The organism is Microbacterium sp. G2-16M, assembly GCF_055809115.1.
The window spans coordinates 811,484-836,848 of sequence record NZ_CM147897.1 but is presented as its reverse complement, the minus strand read 5'-3'; the positions used below and the strand labels follow the sequence as shown (position 1 = coordinate 836,848).

The 25,365-nt window shown below is 70.5% G+C and carries 27 protein-coding genes and 1 tRNA gene; 21 read left to right on the top strand and 7 right to left on the bottom strand.

Annotated features, from left to right (window positions below; all coding sequences use genetic code 11):
• The 9 genes from AC0L6F_RS04160 (at position 1) to AC0L6F_RS04120 (ending at position 6,677) form a co-directional block, all read left to right on the top strand.
• Positions 1–519 (top strand): FtsB family cell division protein, encoded by a 519-nt coding sequence (locus AC0L6F_RS04160; RefSeq protein WP_259612196.1) that lies wholly within the window; start codon positions 1–3, stop codon positions 517–519.
• Positions 520–600: 81 nt separating this feature from the next.
• Entirely contained in the window at positions 601–1,149 is a 549-nt protein-coding gene (locus tag AC0L6F_RS04155) for a DUF501 domain-containing protein (RefSeq protein WP_473539265.1), read from the top strand.
• 5 nt (positions 1,150–1,154) lie between these two features.
• Positions 1,155–2,426 (top strand): S8 family serine peptidase, encoded by a 1,272-nt coding sequence (locus tag AC0L6F_RS04150; RefSeq protein ID WP_473539946.1) that lies wholly within the window; start codon positions 1,155–1,157, stop codon positions 2,424–2,426.
• 34 nt (positions 2,427–2,460) lie between these two features.
• Positions 2,461–3,891, top strand: a complete 1,431-nt coding sequence (locus tag AC0L6F_RS04145; protein ID WP_473539264.1) for an NAD(P)/FAD-dependent oxidoreductase — start codon at positions 2,461–2,463, stop codon at positions 3,889–3,891.
• A 100-nt stretch (positions 3,892–3,991) separates the two neighbouring features.
• Positions 3,992–4,065, top strand: a tRNA-Leu gene (locus AC0L6F_RS04140).
• 152 nt (positions 4,066–4,217) lie between these two features.
• Positions 4,218–4,997, top strand: coding sequence for a hypothetical protein (locus tag AC0L6F_RS04135; protein ID WP_473539262.1), 780 nt, complete (start codon positions 4,218–4,220; stop codon positions 4,995–4,997).
• A gap of 1 nt (position 4,998) precedes the next feature.
• Positions 4,999–5,691: a class F sortase gene (locus AC0L6F_RS04130; protein WP_473539260.1), complete on the top strand. Its 693-nt coding sequence runs from the start codon at positions 4,999–5,001 to the stop codon at positions 5,689–5,691.
• Between the two features lie 73 nt (positions 5,692–5,764).
• Positions 5,765–6,175, top strand: a complete 411-nt coding sequence (locus AC0L6F_RS04125; RefSeq protein WP_259612193.1) for a DUF4383 domain-containing protein — start codon at positions 5,765–5,767, stop codon at positions 6,173–6,175.
• A gap of 4 nt (positions 6,176–6,179) precedes the next feature.
• Positions 6,180–6,677 (top strand): hypothetical protein, encoded by a 498-nt coding sequence (locus tag AC0L6F_RS04120; RefSeq protein WP_259612192.1) that lies wholly within the window; start codon positions 6,180–6,182, stop codon positions 6,675–6,677.
• A 49-nt stretch (positions 6,678–6,726) separates the two neighbouring features.
• On the opposite strand, the gene AC0L6F_RS04115 is transcribed toward AC0L6F_RS04120, so the two are convergent.
• The 3 genes from AC0L6F_RS04115 to AC0L6F_RS04105 are packed head-to-tail and all read right to left on the bottom strand — an operon-like array spanning position 6,727 to position 9,839.
• Positions 6,727–7,497 (bottom strand): anti-sigma factor, encoded by a 771-nt coding sequence (locus AC0L6F_RS04115; RefSeq protein WP_473539259.1) that lies wholly within the window; start codon positions 7,495–7,497, stop codon positions 6,727–6,729.
• Entirely contained in the window at positions 7,494–8,096 is a 603-nt protein-coding gene (gene sigK, locus AC0L6F_RS04110; RefSeq protein WP_473539258.1) for an ECF RNA polymerase sigma factor SigK, read from the bottom strand. The genes AC0L6F_RS04115 and sigK overlap by 4 nt, the downstream gene beginning before the upstream one ends.
• Before the next feature lie 30 nt (positions 8,097–8,126).
• Positions 8,127–9,839, bottom strand: a complete 1,713-nt coding sequence (locus AC0L6F_RS04105; RefSeq protein ID WP_473539257.1) for a cytochrome c biogenesis protein DipZ — start codon at positions 9,837–9,839, stop codon at positions 8,127–8,129.
• A gap of 141 nt (positions 9,840–9,980) precedes the next feature.
• Between AC0L6F_RS04105 and AC0L6F_RS04100 the strand changes: the two genes are divergently transcribed.
• The 5 genes from AC0L6F_RS04100 (at position 9,981) to AC0L6F_RS04080 (ending at position 15,371) form a co-directional block, all read left to right on the top strand.
• Entirely contained in the window at positions 9,981–10,634 is a 654-nt protein-coding gene (locus AC0L6F_RS04100) for a fasciclin domain-containing protein (protein ID WP_259612189.1), read from the top strand.
• A 558-nt stretch (positions 10,635–11,192) separates the two neighbouring features.
• Positions 11,193–12,431 (top strand): alanine racemase, encoded by a 1,239-nt coding sequence (locus tag AC0L6F_RS04095; RefSeq protein WP_473539255.1) that lies wholly within the window; start codon positions 11,193–11,195, stop codon positions 12,429–12,431.
• Positions 12,428–13,741: a D-arabinono-1,4-lactone oxidase gene (locus AC0L6F_RS04090; protein WP_259612188.1), complete on the top strand. Its 1,314-nt coding sequence runs from the start codon at positions 12,428–12,430 to the stop codon at positions 13,739–13,741. The genes AC0L6F_RS04095 and AC0L6F_RS04090 overlap by 4 nt, the downstream gene beginning before the upstream one ends.
• Positions 13,742–13,821: 80 nt before the next feature.
• A complete protein-coding gene (locus tag AC0L6F_RS04085) occupies positions 13,822–14,388 on the top strand; it encodes a LemA family protein (RefSeq protein WP_274638018.1) in 567 nt (188 codons plus the stop codon).
• Positions 14,389–14,480: 92 nt separating this feature from the next.
• Entirely contained in the window at positions 14,481–15,371 is an 891-nt protein-coding gene (locus AC0L6F_RS04080) for a M48 family metallopeptidase (protein WP_473539254.1), read from the top strand.
• Here the strand turns inward: AC0L6F_RS04080 and AC0L6F_RS04075 are convergent.
• Positions 15,368–16,279: a hypothetical protein gene (locus AC0L6F_RS04075; protein WP_473539253.1), complete on the bottom strand. Its 912-nt coding sequence runs from the start codon at positions 16,277–16,279 to the stop codon at positions 15,368–15,370. The two genes, AC0L6F_RS04080 and AC0L6F_RS04075, sit on opposite strands and share 4 nt — an antisense overlap.
• A gap of 77 nt (positions 16,280–16,356) precedes the next feature.
• On the opposite strand from AC0L6F_RS04075, the gene AC0L6F_RS04070 reads away from it, so the two are divergent.
• Positions 16,357–17,547 (top strand): AI-2E family transporter, encoded by a 1,191-nt coding sequence (locus tag AC0L6F_RS04070; RefSeq protein WP_473539252.1) that lies wholly within the window; start codon positions 16,357–16,359, stop codon positions 17,545–17,547.
• Positions 17,544–18,770 carry a threonine ammonia-lyase gene (gene ilvA, locus AC0L6F_RS04065; RefSeq protein WP_473539251.1) on the top strand — a complete coding sequence of 409 codons (1,227 nt, stop codon included), beginning with the start codon at positions 17,544–17,546 and terminating at the stop codon, positions 18,768–18,770. The genes AC0L6F_RS04070 and ilvA overlap by 4 nt, the downstream gene beginning before the upstream one ends.
• A gap of 17 nt (positions 18,771–18,787) precedes the next feature.
• Here the strand turns inward: ilvA and greA are convergent, their stop codons facing one another.
• Positions 18,788–19,276, bottom strand: a complete 489-nt coding sequence (greA, locus tag AC0L6F_RS04060; protein ID WP_259612186.1) for a transcription elongation factor GreA — start codon at positions 19,274–19,276, stop codon at positions 18,788–18,790.
• A 75-nt stretch (positions 19,277–19,351) separates the two neighbouring features.
• A complete protein-coding gene (locus tag AC0L6F_RS04055; RefSeq protein ID WP_259612185.1) occupies positions 19,352–19,747 on the bottom strand; it encodes a DUF4307 domain-containing protein in 396 nt (131 codons plus the stop codon).
• Positions 19,748–19,812: 65 nt separating this feature from the next.
• On the opposite strand from AC0L6F_RS04055, the gene AC0L6F_RS04050 reads away from it, so the two are divergent.
• A complete protein-coding gene (locus AC0L6F_RS04050; protein ID WP_259612184.1) occupies positions 19,813–20,109 on the top strand; it encodes a hypothetical protein in 297 nt (98 codons plus the stop codon).
• Positions 20,110–20,131: 22 nt separating this feature from the next.
• On the opposite strand, the gene trhA is transcribed toward AC0L6F_RS04050, so the two are convergent.
• Entirely contained in the window at positions 20,132–20,824 is a 693-nt protein-coding gene (trhA, locus tag AC0L6F_RS04045) for a PAQR family membrane homeostasis protein TrhA (protein ID WP_259612183.1), read from the bottom strand.
• Positions 20,825–20,970: 146 nt separating this feature from the next.
• On the opposite strand from trhA, the gene AC0L6F_RS04040 reads away from it, so the two are divergent.
• The 4 genes from AC0L6F_RS04040 (at position 20,971) to AC0L6F_RS04025 (ending at position 25,302) form a co-directional block, all read left to right on the top strand.
• On the top strand, positions 20,971–21,756 hold the full coding sequence (locus tag AC0L6F_RS04040) for an isoprenyl transferase (protein ID WP_274638025.1): 786 nt from the start codon (positions 20,971–20,973) through the stop codon (positions 21,754–21,756).
• 44 nt (positions 21,757–21,800) lie between these two features.
• Positions 21,801–22,922: an aminotransferase class V-fold PLP-dependent enzyme gene (locus AC0L6F_RS04035; RefSeq protein ID WP_259612182.1), complete on the top strand. Its 1,122-nt coding sequence runs from the start codon at positions 21,801–21,803 to the stop codon at positions 22,920–22,922.
• 182 nt (positions 22,923–23,104) lie between these two features.
• Entirely contained in the window at positions 23,105–24,487 is a 1,383-nt protein-coding gene (locus AC0L6F_RS04030) for a PhoH family protein (RefSeq protein ID WP_473539250.1), read from the top strand.
• 104 nt (positions 24,488–24,591) lie between these two features.
• Positions 24,592–25,302 carry a hypothetical protein gene (locus AC0L6F_RS04025; protein ID WP_473539249.1) on the top strand — a complete coding sequence of 237 codons (711 nt, stop codon included), beginning with the start codon at positions 24,592–24,594 and terminating at the stop codon, positions 25,300–25,302.
• Positions 25,303–25,365 lie beyond the last annotated feature (63 nt).

Here is a 25,365-nt window from a genome sequence, read left to right as displayed (position 1 = left end):
GTGGCCAAGAGACCCGCCCCCCTCTCCTCTGCTTCCCGCCCGGCGCCGGCACGGGAAGAGACGGCCGCCGCACGGCGCCGCGTCGACGTGCGCGGCTGGATGGCGGGATCCCGCCTGTCCGGCTTCACCGTGATCATGCTCGGACTGGTGGTGCTCGCCGTATTCGTGCTCGTGCCGACGATCAGCACCGCGGTCGGCCAGCGCCAGCAGATCGCCGCCCTGCGCGAGTCGGTCCAGCTCACCAAGGACGAGGTCGCCGACCTGCAGCGCCAGCGTGAGCGGTACAAGGACCCGGCCTACATCACCGCGCAGGCGCGGGAGCGGCTGTACTACGTCAAGCCGGGCGAGGTGGTCTACCTCGTCGACGACGATCTGCCCACCTCCGACATCCCACGCGAGAAGGCGCCGGTCAGCGACGCCGTCGAAGCGACCGACACCGATTGGATGTCGCAGCTGGTGCGCTCGGTCGCGCAGGCCGGATTGGCGCGGACCGCCGTCGGGCCGCAGGACTCGCACTGAGGCGGCATCCCCATCAGCGCCGTCTCCATCAGCGCCGTCCCGATCAGCGCCGTCCCAGCGGGCGCCGATAGCCTGGGAGACGTGACGACCCCGCCCTTCGACGCCGTGACCGACACCGATCTCGCCGTGCTGCGCGCCCAGCTCGGTCGTCCCGCGCGCGGTGTGGTCGGGGTGGCGGCCCGATGCGTGTGCGGCAACCCCACGGTGGTGGCCACCGCACCGCGACTGCCGGACGGGACCCCGTTCCCGACGTTCTACTACCTCACCCACCCGGCCGCCACGGCCGCGATGTCGCGACTGGAGGCCGAGCACGAGATGCCCGAGCTGGCCGAACTGCTCGACGACGACGAGGTCGCCGACGCCTACCGCCGGGCGCACGCCGCGTACCTGGCGGATCGCGCCGTGTACGGCGAGGTGCCCGAGATCGACGGCGTGTCGGCCGGCGGCATGCCCACCCGGGTCAAGTGCCTGCACGCGCTTTCCGGACACGCTCTCGCGGCCGGACCGGGCGTCAACCCGATCGGGGATGCGGCGCTTGCCCGCTCCGGCTGGTCGCCCGAGCGCTGCGCCTGCGCGCAGCCGGGGCCTCTGCTGTCGGCCGCGGCGGGACGCGCGGGGGACCGCGGGTGAAGCGCCTGCTGATCGTCGTGCTGGCGGGCGCGTTCGTCGTATTCGCGGGCACCGCCGCAGCCGTCCCGGCCCCGGAGCCGAGCGAGACACCAGAGCCCACGATCCGCTCGCAGGAGTACTGGCTGAGCGACTACGGCATCGAGCGCGCGTGGAAGACCACGCGCGGGGCGGGGGAGCGGATCGCCATCATCGACACCGGTGTGGGGCATGGCCCGCAGCTCGACCCGGCCGTCGTGGACGGCACCGATGTCTCGGGTGCGGGCAGCGCCGACGGACGCACCGCCGTGGGGGCGGTGGATCCGAACCACGGCAGCTGGGTGGCCTCGCTGGCGGCCGCGCGTGACGACGGCGATGAGGACGCGATGATCGGCGTCGCGCCCGAGGCGGATCTGCTGTCGATCTCGGTCGGCTTCGGGGCGAGCTCACAGGTCCCGTTCGCCGAACAGGTCGCCAAGGCGATGCGATGGGCGGTCGATCACGGGGCGGATGTCATCAACCTGTCGTTCACCACCAACACCCTGGACTGGGATCGCAGCTGGGACGACGCGTTCGAGTACGCGTTCGACCACGATGTGGTCGTCGTCGTGGCCGCCGGCAACCGCGGCAACGGGACGACGCGGGTGGGCGCCCCCGCCACGATCCCGGGAGTGCTCACCGTCGCCGGCGTGGACCCGTCCGGCCACGCCAGCGTCGAGGCATCCACTCAGGGCATCACGATCGGCGTGTCCGCGGCCAGCGAGGGCCTGCTCGGGGTGTCGGCGGATGGGCAGCTGGTGACGTGGAAGGGCACCAGCGGCGCCGCGCCGATCGTCGCCGGGGTGGTCGCGCTCGTGCGCGCCGCGCATCCGGACCTGGACGCCGCGAACGTGATCGAGCGGATCATCAAGACCGCCAGCCGCCCGCCGGGGGTGACGAGTCTGCCCAGCCCGCTCTACGGATTCGGGCTGGTGGATGCCGCGGCCGCGGTCGCCGCCCGCGTCCCGCAGGTGTCGGAGAACCCGATGGGCGACCTCAAGGACTGGATCCGCGTGTATCGCCGTGCCCCCGTCGCCGACCAGCCGCAGCCCAGCGAGACGCCGGTCGCGGTCACCCCGCTTCCGCGTGCGGATGCGGTCACGCGCGCCGTCTCACCGCTGGTGCCCAGCCGGGAACGGGTTCTGTACGGAAGCGTCCCGCTGATCGCGCTGACACTGCCCGCTATACTTGTAGCGCTCGGCGTCACCGCAGCTGCCCGACGCATCCGTTCGGCGCGCGCCACTCGCACGCCCCGCCGCTGATCCTCTAGGAGTTCTCCACACCGTGAACACCGCCGTGACCTCTGTCCCCCGGATCCTCATCGTCGGCGGGGGGTACGCCGGCTTCTACACCGCCTGGAAGCTCGAGAAGCACCTCCGCAAGGGCGAGGCAGAGGTCACGATGGTCGACCCGCTGCCGTATCTGACGTACCAGCCGTTCCTGCCCGAGGTGGCCGCCGGCTCGATCGAGCCACGCGAGGCCGTCGTCGCCCACCGCCGCCACCTGGAGCACACCACGGTGATCACGGCCTCGGTGACCGGAATCGACCACGCGAGCAAGACCGCCACCATCACCGGGCCGGACGGCCAGACCTGGGAGCACGCGTACGACCAGATCGTCGTCACCGCCGGTGCGGTCTCACGCACCTTCCCGATCCCGGGCATCGCCGACAACGCGATCGGCCTGAAGTCGATCGAAGAGGCCGTCTACGTGCGCGACCGGCTGATGTCGAACTTCGACCGTGCCGCCGCGATGCCGGCCGGCCCCGAGCGCGATCGACTGCTGACGGTCATCGTCGTGGGCGGCGGATTCGCCGGCATCGAGGCGTTCGGCGAGCTGCGCTCGCTGGCCTCCGGTCTGCTCGAGTACTACCCGCAGCTCTCCTTCGACGACACCCACTTCCACCTGATCGAGGCGATGGGCCGGATCATGCCCGAGGTGTCGCTGAAGACCAGCGAGTGGGTGCTGAAGGACCTCGCCAAGCGCGGCGCATACGTGCACCTGGACACCCAGGTGACCAGCGCGATCGACGGCAACGTCGAGCTGTCCACCGGCGAGACTCTGCCGTCGGACCTCATCGTGTGGACGGCCGGCGTGATGGCCAACCCCGTCGTCGTGCGCGGCGGCGACCTGCCGGTCGAGGAGCGCGGGCGCATCCGCACCCGCGCCGACCTGCGCGTGGGCACGCCCGAGGAGGCAGTCGAGGGCGCCTGGGCCGCCGGCGACGTGGCCGCTGTGCCCGACCTCAGCGGAGGCGGAGTAGGCGGGTACTGCGTGCCCAACGCGCAGCATGCCGTGCGGCAGGCCAAGCTCATGGCCAAGAACATCGTCGCGGTGCTGCGCGGCGAGGTTCCGAAGGAGTACTTCCACAAGAACCTCGGCGCAGTCGCCGGCCTCGGGCTGTACGACGGCGTCTTCCAGTCCGGCAACTTCGCCCTGAAGGGGTTCGTCGCCTGGGTCGCGCACCGCGGCTACCACGGTCTGGCCATGCCGACCTGGGAGCGCAAGTGGCGGGTCCTGTGGGGCTGGTGGAACAACCTGTGGCTCGGTCGAGACCTCGTGAGCCTGCAGGCGCTGCAGACCCCGCGCGCCGGATTCGAGAAGTTCGCGGCCCGTCCGCGTCCGCCGCAGCCGGCCGAGGCCGCACCGGCGAAGGACTCCGCTCCGAAGAAGGACGCTGCGCCGAAGAAGGATGCCGCCGCCAAGAAGGCCTCGGCTTCGGCCTGAGCGCTCCGCGCTCCAGACCCCCGTGCCGGTGACCGGTGCGGGGGTCTCGTGCATTCGGCGTGCGCCGGAGCGCGCTGCGTGCCCGGTAGCCTGAGCACGCGCCCCCGTAGCCCAATCGGCAGAGGCAGGCGACTTAAAATCGCCGCAGTCTGGGTTCGAGTCCCAGCGGGGGCACTTCTGCAACCGTTTCTTCCGGTGTGCCCGGCCAGCGCTGTCGAGAGCGCTGGGTCTTAGCGGGATGTCACCCATCCGATTCCGCCATCGCTTCGAAGCAGTCATTGTGGGCCGAATTCGGCACACAGAAGTCGATCAGAAGGAGTCTGACGATGAAGATGAAGAAGGCCGCTATTCTGCTCGTGCCGGCGCTGGGCTTGGGGAGTGCGCTCTTGGCGGCGGCCCCGGCCATGGCTGCCGATTCGGACAGTTGGTCGTATCAGGCCGAACTGGGCGAGATGAACAACAGCAATGCGACCGGAACGGTGATGATCACCGGAACCGGGGACAAGGCGACCGTGACGATGAAGGTCAGTGGCCTCGCCGAGACGTTCGACGGCGATCCGTATCCGCACGTTCAGCACATCCACATCGGTGGGCAGGGGACGTGTCCCGCGCCCTCGGCTGACAAGAACGGCGACGACGTCGTCGATACGGTCGAGGGACAGCCGGCTTACGGGATGATCGGAACGACGCTGTCGACCAGCGGCGCCACCGACAAGTCGGCGGCCACGGACCTGAAGGTCGCGGGCCAGGGTGACAGCTACACCTACGACCGCACCTTCACGATGAATGCCGACACGGTCGCCGCGCTCCAGGCGGGGACCGCCGTTGTGGTCGTCCACGGCCTCGATCCGAGCACGCTGAGCGAGAAGGCACAGGGTGAGAAGAGCAACCTCGTTCCCACGCTTCCACTGGCGGCGACCTCGCCTGCACTGTGTGGTGCCCTGCAGGACACCCAGATGGGCGCCATGCCCAAGGGTGGCGCACAGACCGGCGGTGGAGGAACATCTGCCGGGGCGAACCTCGGCCTGGTGGGTATCGGAGGCGGACTGCTGCTGGCAGCGGGGGGAGCCTTCTACGTGCGGCGCAGGATGATCCGGGAACAGTGACGTGCGTCTGATCCCCGACGATCGCCGCCGTGGCCGCCTTGTGGCGGCCACGGTGGCGATTCTGCTCGCGGCAGGAGGCACCGTCGTGATCGGGGCGGGGATCTGGGGAAACCCGCCCCCGCCGCGCCCTTCGGCGATTGCGGAGTCTCCGGCACACCAGCCGACACCCTCGGTGACGCCCACGGCGGCGCCGGCTCCCGTTCCGGCACCGATCACGGGTCCCATCCTGGCCAAGTCGCACCCGACACGCCTCACGATTCCGGCGATCGGCGTCGACTCCTCCTTGATGACCCTCGGCCAGAACCAGGACGGCAGCGTGCAGGTCCCGCCGCTGGGAACATCGCAGCCCGCCGGGTGGTACAAGGGGTCACCGACGCCCGGTGAGCTGGGCCCGGCAGTCATCCTCGGGCACGTTGATGCACCGAGCGGGCGATCCGTGTTCTATCGGCTCGGCGACATCCGTCGCGGCGACCACATCTCCGTCACGCGAGCGGACGGAACCGTGGCCGTCTTCACCGCCCAGCGGGTCTCCGAATATCCCAAGGATGCCTTCCCCACGCTGCAGGTCTACGGGAACACCGATCGCGCCGAACTGCGACTGATCACGTGCGGTGGCGACTTCAACCACAGCATCGGCCACTACGTGGACAACATCGTCGTCTATGCCCGACTGACATCCAGTCATATCGCGTGATCTTGGCATCCATTCTGCGGAAGGCTCCGAATCTCTGACTGAGCGGCATCCGTCGCAGAAATTGGAGAGAACCATGCGCACGTCACCCAACCGTCTGATCGCCGTGATCTTCGGTGCCGTCTACCTGCTCGTCGGGCTTCTGGGTTTCGCTGTCACCGGCGGAGTCGGGTTCCTGGCCACCAAGGGCGGGATGCTGCTGGGCATCTTCATGGTGAACCCGCTGCACAACGTGGCCCATCTGCTGATCGGCGCGGCGCTCGTCATCTTCGGCCTCGTCTCGGTGAAGGCCGCCAAAGTGACCAACACCGTGATCGGCGCGGCGTACCTGCTGCTGGGGATCGTCGGGTTCTTCCTGGTCGGCACGGCGGCCAACATCCTCGCGCTGAACACGTTCGACCACTTCCTGCATCTGGCGAGCGCGATCCTGCTGCTGGCAGTCGGGCTCGGAGCCGAACGCGACAGCGGCCGCCCGGTGGTCGCCTGAACGCATGCGGGCATTTTCATCCACGTGGCCGGCGCTCTTCGCCTGGGGCGCCGGCCTTGTCCACATCGCTCTCGGAGCCTCGATCGTCGCGGGCAGTGCTCCCGCGCCGGCGATCGTCGTCGTGGTACTGCTTCTGCTCCTGGGAGCAGGGGAGCTGGTGTGGGGCGCGGCGAGCCTTCGTGCGGGGCGCATCGTCGTGCCCCGGACGAAGGTGGCCGGTGCGGTCGGAGGCATCGCGCTGGCGGCCGCCGCGCTCGCCGTCGGCTGCGCGCCCGTCGCCGTCGCGGCAGCTCTCGTGCTCGCAACGGCCGCGGCGTGCGTCTCCGCACGGAGGAAGGACCCGGCACCGGGACGCTCCAGGTCATGGACCACGACGGTCGGCACGGTTGCCGGTGCCATCCTCGTGGCGGCGCTGGTGACTCCCGCGCTGTCTACGGCTGACACCGCGGCGCACAGCGGTCAGCTTCCTGCCGGATCCCACGATCCGCACGCCGGCCACTGAATCTGTCATCTCGCGGAGGACGGCGACTTCCGGAGGTGCATCAGCGCTCTCAGGCGGTCGGGATCGTAAGGATCGGCTGCGTCGTAGGCTCTCCGGTGGGCGATCCGCCGGCGCGCTCCACGGTGACGGCGATGACGTCGCCGGGTTGCATGCCATCGTTCAGGAGGGCCGAGGTGGTGGTGCCGGTGGCGTCGAACGTGCCGGCGGGGATCGGGGCCTCATCGCGGATGTACCAGAGTTCGAACGTCTTGCCGTCGGTGAGCTGCGGCAGCTCGCCGGTGACCAGAACCGCCTCTCCGGCCGACGCTGACCAGTGCAGGGTGGCTGGACCGCCGCCATCGACATCGGCGGTCGCCTGCTGCGCGTCGGGAGCGGCCTCGATGCGGTTCAGCGCGACCACGGCCGCCGGCTGATTCGCCTGTTGCGAAACGATCACGGTCGCGGTGCCGATGCCGGCCAGAAGGACGAGGGATGCCGCGAGTGCGAACCACCTGCGGCGACGTCCCCGCCGCCGGTGTCCCGGCGCGGCTGCACCGTGCTGGTCACTGCGACCGCCGGTGACGGGGCTCGTCGGCTCGTCCTCTGCGATCCCCTGCGGTACGTCGTCGATGCGGGCGAGGATGACCTCCCGCAGCGCGGGGGGAGGTGCGACCTCATCGCCGACCTCGGCGAGCCCCGCGGCGGCCTCGGCGTCTTCATCCGCCTGTGCGGCCCACTCCGGGTGCTCGGCCAGGGCCGCGCGATAAGCGCGCAAGTCGTCGGCGCTCAACGCGCCGAGAGCGGCGCCGGCCGAGAGCTGCGCGAACTCTTCTTCGGTCACCGTGTCACCCCCATCTCCACTCGAAGTCGTGTCAATCCATCTCGCATGCGGGTCTTCACCGTTCCCAGCGGAGATCCCGTCAGGGCCGCGATCTCGCTCTGCGAATATCCCCCGTAGTACGCCAGCGTGATCGCCTCGCGCTGGTTGTCCGGCAGCTGCCGCAGCGCACTCGCCACGCGCTGCGACTCGATCCGCAGCTCGACCTGCTCGGCGACCCCGGCGGGCGCCGAGGCGAGGTCGCGGAACCCCGCCCGGATGTCGCGGTCGCTGCTGGCTTGCGACGAGCGCACCCGGTCGATCGCCCTGCGGTGAGCGATGGTGAGCAGCCACGACCGCCCGTGCCCCTTGTTCGGAGCGAACCGTCCTGCGGATTGCCAGACCTCCAGGAACACCTCCTGGAGCACCTCTTCGCTCTGAGCGCGGTCGACGAGCACCCGCAGGATGAGCCCGAAGACGCGTGCGGAGAGCATGTCGTACAGTTCGGCGAAGGCGGCGCGGTCACCGTCAGCCGCGCGGCGGATGAGGTTCCCGGCGACGTCGACGGGCTCGGCGCCGTCTTCCGGCAAGTCCATTCCGTCGATCACCATATCCACCAGCATGCCGCACGCCCTCCCGCAGCCGTGCACCGGCTACCCGAAGGTGAACGAATAGACGTCCACGCCCGCCGGCACCTGCACCTCGAGCGTCGCGTCAGATCGGTCACCTGCGGTCACGACGGCGTATGAGCGCGGCACGCCCGAGACGTCGACATCCCGCCAGGATCCGCCGTCCTGCCGCACCTTCACCGTCCCGGTGCCGCCGAGCACCATCCGCACGGTGCCTGCGTGGTACCGCAACCGCATGCGACCGGTTCCCTCCGTCGGGGTCGCGGATTGCGATCCGATGGTCCAGCTCCCGTCGAGCGCGAACGTGTCGGCAGGCTGCGTGCCGGGCAGGTGGAACGTCGAGGCGCCGTCCGGATAGGCGGAACCGGCGAAGTTGCGCTGCTTGGAGAACCCGAGGAACGTCTCGGGCGTGGTGGATCCTGCTTTCGGAGTCAGGTCGGCGACCTCCGTGGGTGCAGGAAGCGTCACTGCGGGGTTCGCGTCGGTCAGCAGCTGCCGGATCATCTGCTCGGTCTGCGCGTAGTCGCCTTCGCCGAAGCCGATGTGCCGAACAGCCCCGGTCGCATCGATCAGGTAGTCCGCCGGCCAGTACCGGTTGCGGTAGTTGGTCCACGTCGCGAGGTTGTCGTCGAGGGCGACGGGGTAGGTGATGCCGAAGCCCTTCGCCCCGGCGGCGACGTTGCCGGCATCCTTCTCGAACGCGTACTCCGGCGAGTGCACGCCGATTACCTCCAGTCCCAGGTCCCGGTACGCCTCGTCCCAGGCGACGACGTGCGGGATGCTGCGCTGGCAGTTGATGCACGCGTACGCCCAGAAGTCGACGAGCACGACCTTCCCGCGCTCGTCGGCGAGGTCGACGGCTGCCCCGTCCGGGGTGTTCAGCCACCCCGTGATCCCCTTCAATGATGGGGCGGTGCCACACGATTGCAGATGGTCGGCGTTCGCGGTGCACTTGGAGAGGTCCTTGTTCTCATCGTTCACCAACCCGCCCAGCTGCAGCGCGCGCTGCGCACCGGGGTTGTCGGTGAGCGATCGCTGCAGTTGGGCGGTGTAGTCGGGCACCAGCCGCTGCAGCGACTGTGGCAGGTTGAACGCCAACCCGGCGGCGAGCGCGATCATTGCGATGCCGGCGGCGATGCGCAGCCCGTGCTCGTGCGAGCGGAACGCGCGGATGCGTTCGGTGAGCCCCCGTCCGGCGAGGGCGAACACGAGAAGCGGCACCGCAACGCCGACGGCGAAGGATGCGGTGAGCAGCACGGTGCCCCAGCCGATGCGGCCGGTGGACCCGGCGACGATGATCGCCGCGAGTACGGGACCCGCGCACGGCACGAACACTGCACCGAGCGCGAGGCCGACGCCGTAGCCCCGGCCGGTGTTCGCGACATCCTTGCGCCGCGCGAGGCGCTGGAATGGTCGTTCGATGAGCTGCTCGACCCGCGGAACGATCAGGCCCACGCCGATCACGACGAGCACTCCGATCCCCACCCAGCGGATGACGTCCTGCGGCAGGTGCAGCAGCCCGAGGATCAGCGAACCGGCGAGCGTCACAAGCGTGAAGCTCGTGACCAGGCCCAGGATGACGAAGTACGGGCGTGACCGCGGTGCCGGCGCCGGGTCGTCCTCGAACCGTGCCGATTGGGCGCCGCCGGTCAGGAAGATGACCGGCAGCACGGGCAGGATGCACGGCGAGATCCCGGTGATCAGGCCCCCGAGCAGTCCGATGATGATCAGTTCCATCTGCGCTCCTTCGTCTGGCGCTTGTTCGGCGCCGACGCCCGGACGGTTTGCCCCGTGCCCGTTCCAATCCGTTCGGCGACCGGCCGCGAACAGGTGAAGGATGCCGGAGCACTGCTCTGGGCAGCACTCGAGGAGGACGAGATGTTCCGTAAGAAGATGTACCTGGCCGTTCCGCTGGTGATCGGCGCGGCCGTGGCGCTCAGCGGCTGCGCGATGAACTCAGGAAGCGACACGCCGAGCGCAGACCAGCCATCGGCCTCGCAGCCGGCCGCGTCCCAGCCCTCGGCGATGGACCCCGCAGCCGATCTCGTCGGACCCGGGTGCGCCGGCTACGCGTCGAAGGTGCCCGACGGCGCCGGGTCGATCCAGGGGATGTCGCAGGATCCCGTCGCGGTCGCGGCATCCAACAATCCGCTGCTGACGACCCTCGTCGCAGCGGTCAGCGGCAAGCTGAACCCGAAGGTGAATCTCGTCGACACACTCAACGGCTCCGAGTTCACCGTGTTCGCGCCTGTCGACGACGCGTTCGCGAAGATCCCCGCCGCAACCATCGACAGCCTGAAGACCGATGACGCCACGCTGACGAAGATCCTCACCTACCATGTGGTGCCCGGCCAGATCCCGCCGTCGAGCATCGACGGCTCACACAAGACCGTCGAGGGTCAGGACGTCACCGTGACCGGCAGTGGCGACGACATGATGGTCGGCGACGCGAAGGTCATCTGCGGGGGCGTGCATACCGCGAACGCCACCGTCTACCTGATCGATTCGGTGCTGATGCCTCCCGCGAAGTAACGCCGGGCCCGGAAGGGCTATGCGGCACTGAGTCGGTGGCCCGCTCGCAGACACGCGCGTCCGCGAGCGGGTCACATCTGCGTATGACACCGGTCGCAACCGGTCGTCGATGGAGGCCGACTGCGAGGACAGCTCCTCGCCCCAACCTTCAGATTTCCTCAAGAAGCGCATCTGTCCCCCAAATGGGGGACACGGATCGGATACAGTAAGATCCGCTCGACGCGCTGGGGACGCGGCGGCGAAGGCACCGAGAACCGCCGGGCAGACGACTGGGGAGTGGCCCGGCGGGGTGTCGGGGATCGCCGACGCGACGAGCGTCAACGTGGGTGGGTGCCGCGAGTGTTCGGATGAAGAACGAGACCTCGCGGCACCCACCGGAGCTGAAGGCGCAGGCGACGCGGCACCGTCTGGGGAACGGGCGCTCATCGAGCTGGGGACTCGACGCGTCGCGAGCGCTCATCAGCTGCCTCCATGGTAGTTCGCGGCCGCTGGGCACGGGCTGTGATTCCCGCGCGACCTATACTGATACGCGTCGTCGACGCGAAGGAGCCCGAACCGATGAGCCTCGACCTGCTGGCCCCGTCACGACCCCGATCGCGACGGCCAGGCGCCGATTCCGGCGCCTACTGGCAGGGGATGACGGATGCTGTGGCCGGCCTGTCCGGGCCGCTGGCCGCGATCAGCACCGACGCGCTGCGGTACAACGCACTGGACATGGTCGTGCGCGCCGGCGGCGTGCCGATCCGGGTGGCCAGCAAGTCGGTGCGGGTGCGCGAGGTGATCGATGCGACGCTGGCCGTCCCCGGCTATCAGGGCATCCTCGCGTTCACGCTGCCTGAGGCGCTGTGGCTGGTTGAGACCGGGCACACCGACGTGGTGGTCGGCTATCCGACCGCCGACCGCGCGGCGCTGGCCCGGCTCGCTGCCGATCCGGTCGCGGCGGCGCACATCACGCTCATGGTCGACTCGATCGACCAGCTCGACCTCGTCGACGCGATCGCGGCCCCGGGTGCGCGGGAGCGCATCCGGCTGTGCATCGACGCCGACGCGTCCTGGCGCGCCCCCGGGCTCGGCCACATCGGGGTCCGGCGGTCGCCGGTGCACGACGTGGCCGAGGTGGCCTCCCTCGCGCAGGCGATCGTGGCGCGCGACGGCTTCGCACTGGTCGGCCTGATGATGTACGAGGCGCAGATCGCCGGTCAGCCCGACAAGGAGGGCGCCTCCGATCCCGTGATCCGCTGGATGCAGCGTCGCTCGGGGGAGGAGCTGCTCGTCCGTCGGGGCGCGATCGTCGCGCGGCTGCGCGACATCGCGCCGCTGGAGTTCGTCAACGGCGGCGGCACCGGCTCCCTCGAGCTGACCGCATCCGATCAGTCCGTCACCGAGATCACCGCCGGCAGCGGCCTGCTGGCCGGGCACCTGTTCGACCGGTACCGCGGATTCGCGCTCGCGCCGGCGGCGGCATTCGCGCTCGAGGTGGTGCGCAAGCCCGCCGCCGACATCGTCACCGTGCTCGGCGGCGGATGGATCGCCTCCGGCCCGCCGGTGGCCTCCCGGCAGCCCCTGCCGGTCTGGCCGGCCGGACTGCACACGCTCGGGCGCGAGGGGGCCGGCGAGGTGCAGACACCGCTGCAGGGCGAGAACGCAGGCGGCCTACGGGTGGGTGACCGGGTGTGGTTCCGGCATTCCAAGAGCGGAGAGCTCGCCGAGCGCGTGGACGCGTACCAGCTGATCGAGGGGGACCGGATCGTGGGCGCCGTGCCCACGTACCGCGGCGAGGGAAGGGCCTTCCTGTGACGCGACCCGGCGGCGAGTGGCGCAACTGGGGGCGTTCCGTGCACGTCCGGCCGCAGCGGGTCGAGCTGCCCGGCAGCAGCGACGCCGTCCGCCGCGCGATCCAGGCAGCCTCCCGGCGCGGGCTCGCCGTGAAGGCGGTCGGATCCGGTCACAGCTTCTCCGGCATCGCGGTCGCGCCCGGCGTCCTGCTGGACCTGCGCGATCTGACCGGTGTGGTGCGGGTCGACCGGGAGCGGCAGCGGGTCACGCTGCGCGCCGGAACGCCGCTGCACGCGATCCCGACGCTGCTGGAGCCGTACGGGCTGGCGATGGCCAACCTCGGCGACATCGACAGGCAGACCATCGCCGGCGCGATCTCCACGGGCACCCACGGCACGGGCGTGCGCTTCGGGGGACTGTCCACGCAGGTCGTCGGCGCGGTGCTGGCGACCGCGGACGGCGAGCTGCTCACGGTCGACGAGCAGCAGAACACCGAACTCCTGCCCGCGGTGGCGCTCGGCCTGGGCGCGCTCGGCGTCCTGGTCGAGGTCACCCTCCAGTGCGTGCCCGCGTTCGTCCTGCACGCGGTCGACCAGCCCGGCCGCCTGGACGAGACGCTCGCCGGGCTCGAGCAGCGTGCGTGGGAGAGCGACCACTTCGAGTTCTACTGGTTCCCGCACACGGACGTGGGGCTGACGAAGACCAACACCCGGCTGCCCGGCGACGCACCGCGGCATCCGCTGCCCGCCGTCGGCCGCTGGATCGACGAGGAGCTGCTGTCCAACGCCGTGTACGGCGCGGTCTGCGCGGGCGCCGCGGTGATCCCGGCCATCACCCCGCCCTTCTCCCGCCTGGCCGTGCGGCTCACCGGCAACCGGGAGTACACCGAGCGATCCGATCGGGTGTTCACCCAGCACCGCGGCGTGCGGTTCCGCGAGATGGAGTACGCCCTTCCGCTGGAGCAGCTGCGTCCGGCCTTCGACGCGCTGCGCGCGCTCATCGACGAGCGCGGCTGGCGGATCTCGTTCCCGGTGGAGGTGCGGGTGGCCGCTGCCGACGAGCTGTGGATGTCGACCGCGCACGGACGCACCACCGCCTACATCGCCGTGCACCGCTACTGGCGGGAGAACCCGACGGCGTACTTCGAGGCCGTCGAGCAGATCATGTGGGAGCGGGGCGGCCGGCCGCACTGGGGCAAGATGCACACGCTGAATGCGGCACGGCTGCGCGAGCGCTACCCGAGGTTCGACGACTTCGTGGCTCTGCGCGACCGCCTCGATCCGGAGCGGATGTTCCAGAACCCATATCTGCAGCGTGTGCTCGGTGAGTAACGCCTGGGAGAACGGGCCTCGCACACGGCGGGTCGGCGGCGCGCGTTTAGGATGAGAAAGATCGAACGGAGCCGCGCGCAATGGAATGGTTGATCCCGGTACTCATCGTGGTCGCAGTGATCCTGATCGTCGGGATCTATCTGTGGGCGACGTACAACTCTCTCGTCCAGCTGAACGTTCGCGTCGATGAGGCGTGGAGCGACATCACGGTCCAGCTGAAGCGACGTGCAGACCTTCTGCCGAACCTGATCGAGGCGGTGAAGGGGTACGCCGCGCACGAGAAGGCGGTGTTCGAGAACGTCACCCAGGCGCGCGCCGAGACGCTCAACGCGGGCGGCCCGGCCGCGGCGGGGGTCGCCGAAGGACACATGCAGCAGGCGCTGAAGTCGCTGTTCGCCGTCGCCGAGGCCTACCCGCAGCTGCAGGCGAGCCAGAACTTCCTCCAGCTGCAGCAGAACATCGTCGACACCGAGGACAAGATCCAGGCCTCTCGCCGCTTCTACAACGGCGGCGTGCGCGAGCTGAACACCAAGGTCAAGGTGTTCCCGAACAACCTGTTCGCGCGCAACCTGGGCTTCCACGAGCGCGAGTTCTTCGAGGTCGTGGACGGTGCGGCGATCGCCGAGCCGCCGCGCGTCCAGTTCTGATGCGAGACGGGGCAATGCGGCGCAGCCGCGTTGACGCGTCGCGGATCCACGTTGAGCGAGCGAAGCGAGTCGAAACGCAGGAGCGCTGAGCGTTGTACACCGCGATCGCGCGCAACAAGCGCAACACGTGGTTCATCCTGATCGGATTCGTGCTGCTGCTGGGCGCCCTGGGCGCGCTCGCGGGCTGGCTCGCCGGCAACAACTGGTGGATCACCGCGTTCGTCCTGGTCGGCGCCGGCGGGTACGCGACGGTGCAGTACTTCAGCGCCGATCGTGAGGCGCTCGCGCTGTCCGGCGCGTTCGAGGTCGACAAGCAGTCCGCGCCCCGGTATCACCGCCTGGTCGAGAACCTCTGCATCGCCACGGGGACGCCGATGCCGCGCCTGTACGTCGTCGAGGATGCCGCACCCAACGCGTTCGCCACCGGCCGCGACCCGGACAAGGCGGCGATCACCGTCACCACCGGACTGTTCGAGATCATGACCGATCGCGAACTGGAGGGGGTGCTCGGCCACGAGCTGGGCCACATCCGCAACTACGACATCCGCGTGTCGATGCTGGTCTTCGGCCTCGTCGTGGCCGTGGGCCTGGTCGCCGACATCATGCTGCGGATGACGTTCTTCGGCGGCGGCCGCAGGTCCGGCAACGGGGGACAGGCGCAGCTGATCTTCCTGATCTTCGGCATCGTCGCCGCGATCGTCGCGCCGCTGCTGGCCGGAATCGTCCAGGCCGCCATCTCGCGCCAGCGCGAGTACCTGGCCGACGCCACGAGCGCCATGACCACCCGCGATCCGGAGGCGCTGGCATCCGCTCTGGGCAAGCTGGCCACGCAGGGCCGGCCGCTGCAGAAGGCCAACACGTCCATGGCGCATCTGTGGATCGCCGACCCGCTGCGGCCGAACGCCCTGGCGCGGCTGTTCTCCACCCACCCACCGCTGGCCGACCGGATCGAGCGGCTGCACCGGATCGGCGGCTCGTTCTAGCGGACCGCCAGCTGCATCTCGGCGCCGTCGAAGACGATCTCGCCGCGCAGCGCCCAGTCGTCGGCGCGATAGGTGAACGCGGCGGAGTGCCCCTCCGCATCCGTGCCGTGCGCGGTGGCCACGATCACGCCGCCGGTCGCGGCGAACGTGCCGGCCGCAGCATCGAGTGTCAGTGTCGGCCGGGTCTGGATGCGGTAGGCGATCCGCTCCAGTGTGGTCAGGTCGGCCGCCCACGGCACCCGCAGTCCGCAGTGCGCGGGAACGGCGTCGGCCGCGGCCGTGCAGCGGTCCTCGTAGGCATTCAGCCGGGTCTGCGCCACCGCGGCGGCGTCCGGCGCCCAGGCCACGTCCAGCGCCACCGAGACCGGCTTCTCGTTCGTGACGGCCACAGTCTGTGCCCCGCTGAGCAGATCGTCGGGCAGGGCCGTGATCGGATACTCGGCGGGCAGCAGGGATGCCGCGGCCCGGGCGGGCACGGTCGCGCGGCCGACCCGCACCGCATCGCCGAGCGTGGGCTGCACCGTGAGTGACGCCAGGAAGTCTCCGGTCACCTGGTAGCCGCTCCCGGAGCGGCCCAGCATGAAGAAGATCGTGACCGGTTCGCCGGCCAAAGTCGCCGAGGCCCGCACGCTGCCGTCGCCCGCGATGGCCCCGTCGATCCGCGGTGCGCTGATGTGACCGGATGCGCCGGCGAACGCATCCGTCATCGTCGTGCGGTCCGCCGGGGACATCGGCGCGTCCGCGGTCATCGCCTCGATCGTGCGGGTGTCGCCGGTCTCAAGCGCCCGCAGGTAGTCGTGGGCGGCGTCCTCGATCGACGGCGGCCGCAGCAGCAGCCACGCACCGCCGCCGGCGGCGCCCAGGACCACGACGGCGGCGATCACGGCGATGACGGTGCGCGCTCTCACGCATCCACGGTAGCCGGTGCGCCGCCGGGCCGACGCGCGCGCCGGACGGGAGGGGACGCGGCCATAGACTGAACGCCATGGCAGACGAGTCCTCAGGCGCGCCCCGCCCGCGACTGCGCGATGTGCTGATGCAGCGCACGGTGGACACCGAGATCGGAGCCGACGTGCCCCGCGGGCTGCGGGTGGCGACGGCCTACTCCTGGCGGCTGCTGGTCGTGGCCGCGGCGGTCGCGGTGCTGATCTGGCTGATCATCCAGCTCAGCCTCCTGGTCATCCCGCTGCTGGTGGCCATCCTGGTCACCGCGCTGCTGTGGCCGGCGTTCTCGTGGATGCTGCGGCGGCGCGTGCCGCGCTGGGTGGCGATCATCGTGTCCGTGGTGGGGACGCTGGCCATCGTCACGGGGCTGATGTGGGTGGCGGTGTGGCAGATCCGTCTCGAGTGGGCCTCGGTCCGCGACCGGACCGTGCAGGCCGTCCAGCAGTTCCGGCAGTCGCTCATCGACGGGCCGCTGCAGATCACCGAGGCGCAGATCGACAATCTGCTCGCACAGGCCTGGCACATCGTGCAGCAGCAGGCCGAGCTGCTCTGGTCCGGTGCGCTGGCGATCGGCAGCACCGTCGGGCACATCGGCGCCGGTACGCTGCTTGCCATCTTCATTCTGCTGTGCCTGCTCACCGACGGCGGCGGCATCTGGCGCTGGACGGTGCGGCTGTTCCCGCGCCGGGCCCGTCCCGCCGTCGACGGGGCCGGCCGTGCCGGCTGGAGCACGGTGGTCAACTACGCACGCACCCAGCTGCTGGTGGCCACGATCGACGCCGTCGGCATCGGCGTGGGCGCGTTCATGCTCGGCGTGCCGCTGGCCGCCCCGGTGGGCGTGCTGGTCTTCCTCGGCTCGTTCGTCCCGATCGTGGGTGCGGTGGTCACCGGCGCGGTCGCCGTCTTCCTCGCCCTCGTCTACAACGGCTGGTGGATCGCCCTGTGGATGCTGGTGGTGGTGCTGGGCGTGCAGCAGCTGGAGGGCCACGTGCTGCAGCCGCTGCTGATGGGCTCGGCGGTGAAGGTGCATCCATTGGCGGTGGTGCTGGTCGTCGCCGGCGGCGCGATGATCGCCGGCATCCCCGGCGCCCTGTTCGCCGTGCCGCTGGCCGCGTTCCTGAACGTGACGGCGGTCTACCTCAGTCGCCGCGGGTGGCGGGCCGGCGGCGACTTCGAGGCCGCGGATCTGATCTGGAGCACGGTGCCACGCACCAGGAAGGGCAGTGCATGAGCGTTCCCACCCTCGCCGAGTTCGAGGAGGCGGCATCGATGCTGCAGGGGGTGATCACCCAGACCCCGATCGACCAGTCGCTGGCCCTCTCGGATCTGCTGGGGGTTCCCGTCCACCTCAAGCTGGAGAACCTGCAGCGCACCGGCTCGTTCAAGATCCGCGGGGCGTCGTACCGGCTGTCGCGGCTGACCGCCCAGGAGCGCTCCCGGGGAGTGGTGGCCGCGTCGGCCGGGAACCACGCGCAGGGCGTCGCCCTGGCCGCGCAGCAGCTGGGCATCCCCGCCACGATCTTCATGCCGCTGGGTGTGCCGGTGCCCAAGCTCCTGGCCACCCGCGGCTATGGCGCCGAGGTCGTGCTGGAGGGGGCGACGGTGGAGACGCCGCTGCGGCTGGCCGCCGAGTTCGCCGAGCGGACCGGCGCAGTCCTGATCCACCCGTTCGACCACCGGGACGTGATCATCGGCCAGGGGACCCTCGGTCTCGAGCTGTGGGACGCCATCCCCGATCTGGACACCGTCGTGGTCGGCGTCGGCGGCGGCGGACTGATCGCGGGGGTCGCCGCGGCCCTGAAGGCGCGCGCCGCCGCGGCCGGTCGCACGGTGCGCGTGATCGGGGTGCAGGCGGAGAACTCCGCCGCCTATCCGCCGTCACTGGCAGCGGGCCATCCGCTGGAGATCCCCACCTCGCCGACCATCGCCGACGGCATCGCGGTGGCCCGGCCCGGCGACCTTCCGTTCGAGATCATCCGCGATCTCGTCGACGACATCGTGACGGTGTCCGAGGATGACATCGCCCGCGCGCTGCTGCTGCTGCTGGAGCGGGCCAAGCAGGTCGTCGAGCCCGCGGGTGCGGCCGGGGTGGCGGCGATCCTGGCCGGCCGGATCCACCCCGCCGGCACGACCGCCACGATCCTGACCGGTGGCAACATCGACCCGCTGCTGCTGCAGCGCGTCGTCGCGCACGGGCTCGCGGCATCCGACCGATACATGACGCTGCGCATTCCGCTGCCCGATCGCCCCGGCCAGCTGGCGCAGGTGGCCGAGCTGCTCGCGCAGGCCGGCGCGAACGTCATCGAGGCGATGCACACGCGGCACGGCCAGGGCCTGCAGATCAGCGAGGTGATCCTCCAGCTGAGTGTGGAGACCCGCGGGGCGGAGCATCGCGCGCACGTGATCCAGACCCTGCGCGACGCGGGGTTCACCCCCGCGATCGGCCAGGACTGATCGGGACGCGCCGGCCGCTAGCCGTCGTAGGTCTCGACCCGGACGACCTCGACCGCGATCTCGCGGCCGTTGGGGGCCGTGTACGAGGTCTTCTCGCCCTCTTTGAGGCCGAGGATGGCCGAACCGAGCGGCGACGCCTCGCTGTAGACGTCGAGGTCGCTGCCGACCGCGATCTCGCGGCTGCCCAGCAGGAAGACCTCTTCGCCGCCGGCGACCAGCGCGGTCACGACCGTTCCCGGCTCGACGACGCCGCTGCTGGTCGGAGCCTCGCCCACCACTGCGTTCTTCAGCAGGTGCTGGAGGGTGCGGATGCGCGCCTCCTGCTTGCCCTGCTCGTCCTTGGCGGCGTGGTAGCCGCCGTTCTCCTTCAGGTCGCCCTCTTCGCGCGCCGCCTCGATGCGCTTCGCGATCTCTTCGCGACCGGTGGTCGAAAGCTCTTCGAGTTCGGCAGCGAGACGGTCGTACGCCTCCTGCGTGAGGAAGGTCACCGCAGCGTCTGGGGACACGTCTTCTCCTTCGATCGGTGGGATATGCCAAGACGCCCCGGCAGCTGGCCAGGGCGTCTGTCTCCGCAGGTCACTTTATGACACCCAGCAGTTGTTCACCAAACCCGTCGTGGCCTCCGCCACGGTGGGGATCGTCTCGCTGTACGCCTGGGTGTGGGTGCCGGATGCCGGGAGCTGGACGACCTTCCAGCCGACGATCCCGTGGTCGGTGTCGTCGGCCTCGAGCACGCACACGATCTGCGAGCCGACCGGTGCGGTCAGCTGGAAGTCGAGCGTGACCGTGCGGGCGTCCTCGACCTGGTAGCCGGTGGCCACGGCATCGACGGCGTCGACCGTGTTCGCGATGGTCGCCCACGACAGCAGGCCCACGGCGGCGACGGCGACCGCACCGACGACGGTCCACAGGACCACGCGCGCCCGTTCCGACCGGGTGCGGCCGTAGCGCTCGTCGAGCGTCTGCTGAGTTGTCATGCGGGCTCCGTCGGGGGAATAGGCTGGGATTCCAGGCTATGCGCTCCCGCGCGGAATGAGGAACGATGCACGCTGTGTTCGCCGCCCTGGTGGTCCTCGCCGACGCCACTCCGAGCCCGACACCCACCGCTCCTCCCGCCGAGACGGTCACCCCCGGACCGTGGGGCTTCGTGGCCGTGGCCTTCCTCGCCATCGCCGTCGTGCTGCTGCTGTGGGACATGATGCGCCGCGTCCGTCGCGCGCGCTACCGTGCACAGGTGCGCGAAGAGCTCGACCTCGAGCAGAGCGAGGGGGAGCGGGCGGCGGAGGCCACCGCGACCGACGCCGAGGACATCGACGCCGACGACAGGCCCGCACCGTAGCGGCTGCCCGGTCCGCGGGGGCTCAGCCTGCGTGATAGACCGGCGCCAGCGCGATCAGCAGCGAGGCCGCCCAGTGGCACAGGAAGGCCAGCACCGTGCACACGTGGAAGATCTCGTGGAAGCCGAAGCGGGCCGGCCACGGGTTCGGCCGCTTCAGCGCGTACACCACCGCGCCGAGCGTGTAGAGCAGCCCGCCGATCACGACCAGCACCATCATCGCGGCGTTCGCCTGGAACAGCGGCACGATGTACATCACCGCCGCCCAGCCGAGCACGATGTACAGGGCCACGTAGAGCCAGCGCGGCGCGTCGATCCAGAACACCCGGAACAGGATGCCCAGGATCGCGCCCGTCCACACGATCGACAGCAGGATCACGGTCTGCGATGTCGGCAGGGCCAGCACCGACAGCGGCGTGTAAGTGCCGGCGATCAGCAGCAGGATGTTCGCGTGGTCGATCCGCTTGAGCACCGCCCTGGTCCGCGGCTGCCAGTTGAAGCGGTGATACAGCGCGGAGTTGCCGAACAGCAGCAGCGAGGTGGCCATGAACACCGCGCACGCCCACTTGGCCGGCGCCCCCTGAGCCAGCACGATCAGGACGATGCCCGCCGCGATCGCGACCGGGAACGTGCCGGCGTGGATCCATCCGCGCCAGGTGGGCTTGATCTCGCCGCCCGCGTCGGTGGCGGCTGCTTCCAGCAGGGGGAGCTGAGGCATCTCCGCCCCGGAATCGGCGGGGGCCGGCTGCTGCGGTCCGGGATCGGCGGGACGGGGTCGGCGGCTCACGCTCCCGAGCCTACGGCGCCAGGCATGCGGTGGCGGGAACATACGACGAACCCAGCCGGGCGCGGTAGCGTGAGAGGGTGACGTCGGCGCGGTCGAATCAGGGTCAGGGGCCGCTCTATCGGCTGTACATCGGCAGGCTCCGTCGGCAGATCGAACCGGGGTCGGTGCCGCGGCACGTCGCCATGATGATCGACGGCAACCGACGCTGGGCGCGGCAGCTGGGCTATGCGTCGCCGGCCGAGGGACACCGGGCCGGGGCGGCGAAGATGCGCGAGTTCCTGGAGTGGTGCGATGACGTCGGCGTCCGGGTGGTCTCGCTCTATCTGCTGTCGCTGGACAACCTGCGCAAGCGGGAGCGGCAGGAGCTGGCCGACCTGATCGAGATCATCGCCGAGCTCGCCGAGAGCCTGTCGCATGTGCGGGACTGGCGGGTCCAGCACGTGGGGCGCAGTGACGGCCTCCCGCCCGAGCTGGCCCGGGTCCTGGCATCCGCTCAGGAGCGCACCAAGGACAACACCGGCCTGCACGTGAACCTGGCGGTCGGCTACGGCGGGCGGGGCGAGATCGTCGATGCCGTGCGCAGCATCATCCAGCAGCACGACGAACAGGGTGGCACGCTGGAGAAGCTCGCCGCGAGTCTGACCCCCGAGCAGATCGGCGAGCATCTGTACACCGGGGGACAGCCCGATCCCGATCTGGTGATCCGCACCTCGGGGGAGCAGCGGCTGAGCGACTTCCTGCTGTGGCAGTCCGCGCACAGCGAGTTCTACTTCGTCGAAGCGCTGGGACCGGACCTGCGGGAGGTCGACTTCCTGCGCGCGATCCGCGACTACGCGGATCGGGACCGGCGCTTCGGCGGCTGAGACGGGCGCGGGCGGCCGTCGGCGCACCGTGTCAGAATGACACCGTGAGTGATCTGGAAGCGTACCTGGCCACGTTCGGTGCGGAGCCCGGGTATCTGGACTGGGCCGCGTTCGGGCCGCTGTCGGTGGGGGTGCGCACCGAGGCGCACGCCGACGCCGAGCTCCTGTCCACCGGTCGCCGGTCGAGCATCGAGATGGTGGCCGGGCGGGCCGACGTGGCCCGCGCGCTCCTGGCCGGGCTGCTGGACGCGCCGCTGGAGCAGATCGCGCTCCAGCCGTCCACCACCTATGGGCTGATGCAGGCGCTGTACGGCGTGGACGGCGGCCTCCTCCTGTCGCGGGCCGAGTTCCCCAGCCTCACCGTCGCCGCCACCCGGGCCGCGGCCCTGCGGGAGGGCCTCGCGGTGCACTGGATCGACCCGGACGACGGCTTCATGACGCCCGAGGCGGTCCGCGCGGCCCTCACCGACGAGATCACGGCCGTCGCCGTGAGCCAGGTCGACTATCGCACCGGCTACGCCGTGGACCTCACCGCGCTGCGTGATGTGATCGGCGACCGGCTGCTCATCGTGGACGCCGTCCAGGGGTTCGGCGTGACCGACGCGGACTACGCCGCGGCGGACGTGGTCTGCGGCAACGGCTACAAGTGGCTTCGCGCCGGCCGCGGGACCGGGTGGTCCCGGTTCAGCGGGCGCGCCCTCGAGCGGATCACGCCGGTGCTGTCCGGGTTCGCCGGGGCCGACGGGGATCTGCCGATGCAGCCCGTCCCCGCCCCGGCATCCGACGCCCGTGCCTTCACCGTCACCGGGTCCGACCATCTGGCCGCGGGACGACTCGCGACGGCGCTGGAAGAGCTGCGCGAGGCCGGTGTGCCGGCGGTCGCGAGCGCCGTCGCCGATCGCGCCGATGAGATCGTCTACTACGCCGAGCGCTACGAGGTGCCCATCGTCACGCCGCGTGAACGGGAGCATCGGGCCGGCATCGTGACGCTGGCCCCGGTCGGCGCCGATCCGTCCTCCCTGGCCGCGGCATTGGTCAACCGGGGCGTGACGTTCACCGCCCGCGGCGGTCAGCTCCGCCTGGCGGCGCATGCCGCGACCGACGAGGACACCATGCGGCTGCTCGGCGATGCGCTGGCCGAGTTCGCGACCACCCGGCAGTGGTGAGCGCAGACGTCACCCTCGGTTAACCTCCCGTCCGCGTGTCGGGCCGCGATTGCATGCCCCGGACGACGTACCGTCAGGGCAACGGACAAGGCGTCTGTTCGAGTCGGCCAACCGGATCGCGACTCGTGGCCCTGGGTCGACTCGTGATGACCGGGACATCGGTCCCGGGGCGGGAGCGGGTTGTGAGCACACGAGCACCACAGCAGCAGCGGCTGCGCGGCATCCGGCCGGACCAGGGCGACGAGCATGAGACGGCGCTGGACGATCCCGATGCGGGGCTGCGCACCTACGTCCTGGACACGTCCGTGCTGCTGAGCGATCCGCGCGCGTTCTTCCGCTTCGCCGAGCATTCGGTCGTGATCCCGGTGGTGGTGATCACCGAGCTGGAGGCCAAGCGCCACGATCCCGAGATCGGCTTCTTCGCCCGCGAGGCGCTGCGCCATCTCGACGAGCTGCGGGTCGAGCACGGCCGGCTCGACTTCCCGGTGCCGGTGGGCAGTGGGGGCACGCTCCAGGTCGAGTTGACCCACACGGACTCGTCGGTCCTGCCCTCGGGTCTGCGCCTGGGCGACAACGACACTCGCATCCTGGCCGTGGCCATGCACCTCATGCAGGGCGGGCAGGAGGTCACCATCGTCTCCAAGGACCTGCCGATGCGGGTCAAGGCCGCCTCGCTCGGCATCCTCGCCGAGGAGTACCTCGCCGAGCAGGCCGTGGACTCGGGATGGACCGGCATCGCGCAGCTGGATGTGTCCGGCGACGACATCAGCGACCTGTACGAGACCGAGATCGCCCTCAGCGAGGACGTGCGCGGGGTGCCGGTGAACACCGGGCTGATCATCCACTCCGAGCGCGGCTCGGCCCTCGGCCGGGTCACCGAGGACGGCGCGTACCGGCTCGTGCGGGGTGATCGCGAGGTGTTCGGGCTGCACGGCCGCAGCGCCGAGCAGCGGATCGCGATCGACCTGCTGCTGGATCCCGAGGTGGGCATCGTGTCGCTCGGCGGCCGGGCCGGCACCGGCAAGTCCGCCCTCGCGCTGTGCGCGGGCCTGGAGGCGGTACTGGAGCGCCAGCAGCAGCGGCGCATCATCGTGTTCCGGCCGCTGTTCGCCGTCGGCGGGCAGGAGCTGGGCTACCTGCCGGGCGATCAGCAGGAGAAGATGAACCCGTGGGGCCAGGCCGTCTACGACACGCTGGGGTCGGTGGTGACGGGCAACGTCCTGGACGAGGTGATGGCGCGCGGACTGCTCGAGGTGCTCCCGCTCACGCACATCCGCGGCCGGTCGCTGCACGACGCCTTCGTGATCGTCGACGAGGCGCAGTCGCTCGAGCGCAACGTGCTGCTGACGGTGCTGAGCCGGATCGGGCAGAACTCTCGCGTCGTGCTCACCCATGACGTCGGCCAGCGCGACAACCTCCGGGTGGGACGCCACGACGGGGTCGCCTCGGTGATCGAGACGCTGAAGGGGCACGAGCTGTTCGCCCACGTCACGCTCACCCGATCCGAGCGCTCGCCGATCGCGGCGCTGGTGACCGAGCTGCTGGAATCGGGCGAGCTGTCCTGAGTCCACCGGAGGGGCCGGGATGCCGCATCCCGGCCCCTCCGCCACGACACGATGAGAAGAGTCTCACCCCCCTGAGCATGCGGTTGTCGGCGTGAGGGGGGACGATGGATGTCACCGGCCACGACAGGCCGAACGGGAGCAGGAAAATGGATGCACGTGCGGCGTTGCTGATCGGCGGGGGCACCGCCGTCGCGGCCTCGGTCGCGATCGCGTCCGTGCTCGCACTGACCAGCGCATCGGCCCTGGCGGACCGTGCGGGCTCGCCGATGGCGGACTCGGCCATCGTCGTCCCGGGTCAGCCCTCCGCGGCGCCCACGCACAGCCCGGCCGCTGCCCGCGCCGAGACCGTGCCGGCCCCCGAACCGAAGGACATCGCCGTCGCGCCGGTCAAGGCCGACCCGACGGCGAAGTCGGACGCGTCGACCTCGGCCGACCGGAGCGCGCAGACGGGCCCCGCGAAGGCGCCCGCGGCCAAGAGCCATGCTCCCGCCGACCGCGCTGCCGAAAGCGGCGCCGAGAACGCGGCGAAACCGCGCCCCGCCGTCTCGCATCGACCCTCGAGACCGCACGACCGGGACGGCTCGTGGCGCGCGCAGCAGGACGATGCGGGTGCCGCCTGGACCCAGGCGCGCGAGCAGATGAAGGACGAGCAGCAGAGGATGCTGCAGCGCTGGCGCGACGAGATCGCCGAGCAGCTGCGCAGGACGAAGACCACCGCCGATGAGGCGATGAAGGGATCCGGTTCGGGCTCTCCCCGTGTCTGGACCGGACAGCAGAAAGAGCAATCGCCCCGTTCCCCAGACAGAGGCGATTGAACGGGGGGACGGTGTCGTCCGTTCCCCTCCACCCCCGACGTCCCCCAGCGTCGGGGGTTTCTG

Coding starts and splice junctions, on each gene's coding strand:
- AC0L6F_RS04135 (WP_473539262.1), top strand. CDS start 4,218: ATGAAGATGAAGAAGGCCGCTATTCTGCTCGTGCCGGCGCTGGGCTTG.
- AC0L6F_RS04125 (WP_259612193.1), top strand. CDS start 5,765: ATGCGCACGTCACCCAACCGTCTGATCGCCGTGATCTTCGGTGCCGTC.
- AC0L6F_RS04120 (WP_259612192.1), top strand. CDS start 6,180: ATGCGGGCATTTTCATCCACGTGGCCGGCGCTCTTCGCCTGGGGCGCC.
- sigK (WP_473539258.1), bottom strand. CDS start 8,096: ATGCTGGTGGATATGGTGATCGACGGAATGGACTTGCCGGAAGACGGC.
- AC0L6F_RS04105 (WP_473539257.1), bottom strand. CDS start 9,839: ATGGAACTGATCATCATCGGACTGCTCGGGGGCCTGATCACCGGGATC.
- AC0L6F_RS04100 (WP_259612189.1), top strand. CDS start 9,981: ATGTTCCGTAAGAAGATGTACCTGGCCGTTCCGCTGGTGATCGGCGCG.
- AC0L6F_RS04095 (WP_473539255.1), top strand. CDS start 11,193: ATGAGCCTCGACCTGCTGGCCCCGTCACGACCCCGATCGCGACGGCCA.
- AC0L6F_RS04085 (WP_274638018.1), top strand. CDS start 13,822: ATGGAATGGTTGATCCCGGTACTCATCGTGGTCGCAGTGATCCTGATC.
- AC0L6F_RS04070 (WP_473539252.1), top strand. CDS start 16,357: ATGGCAGACGAGTCCTCAGGCGCGCCCCGCCCGCGACTGCGCGATGTG.
- ilvA (WP_473539251.1), top strand. CDS start 17,544: ATGAGCGTTCCCACCCTCGCCGAGTTCGAGGAGGCGGCATCGATGCTG.
- AC0L6F_RS04055 (WP_259612185.1), bottom strand. CDS start 19,747: ATGACAACTCAGCAGACGCTCGACGAGCGCTACGGCCGCACCCGGTCG.
- AC0L6F_RS04050 (WP_259612184.1), top strand. CDS start 19,813: ATGCACGCTGTGTTCGCCGCCCTGGTGGTCCTCGCCGACGCCACTCCG.
- trhA (WP_259612183.1), bottom strand. CDS start 20,824: ATGCCTCAGCTCCCCCTGCTGGAAGCAGCCGCCACCGACGCGGGCGGC.
- AC0L6F_RS04025 (WP_473539249.1), top strand. CDS start 24,592: ATGGATGTCACCGGCCACGACAGGCCGAACGGGAGCAGGAAAATGGAT.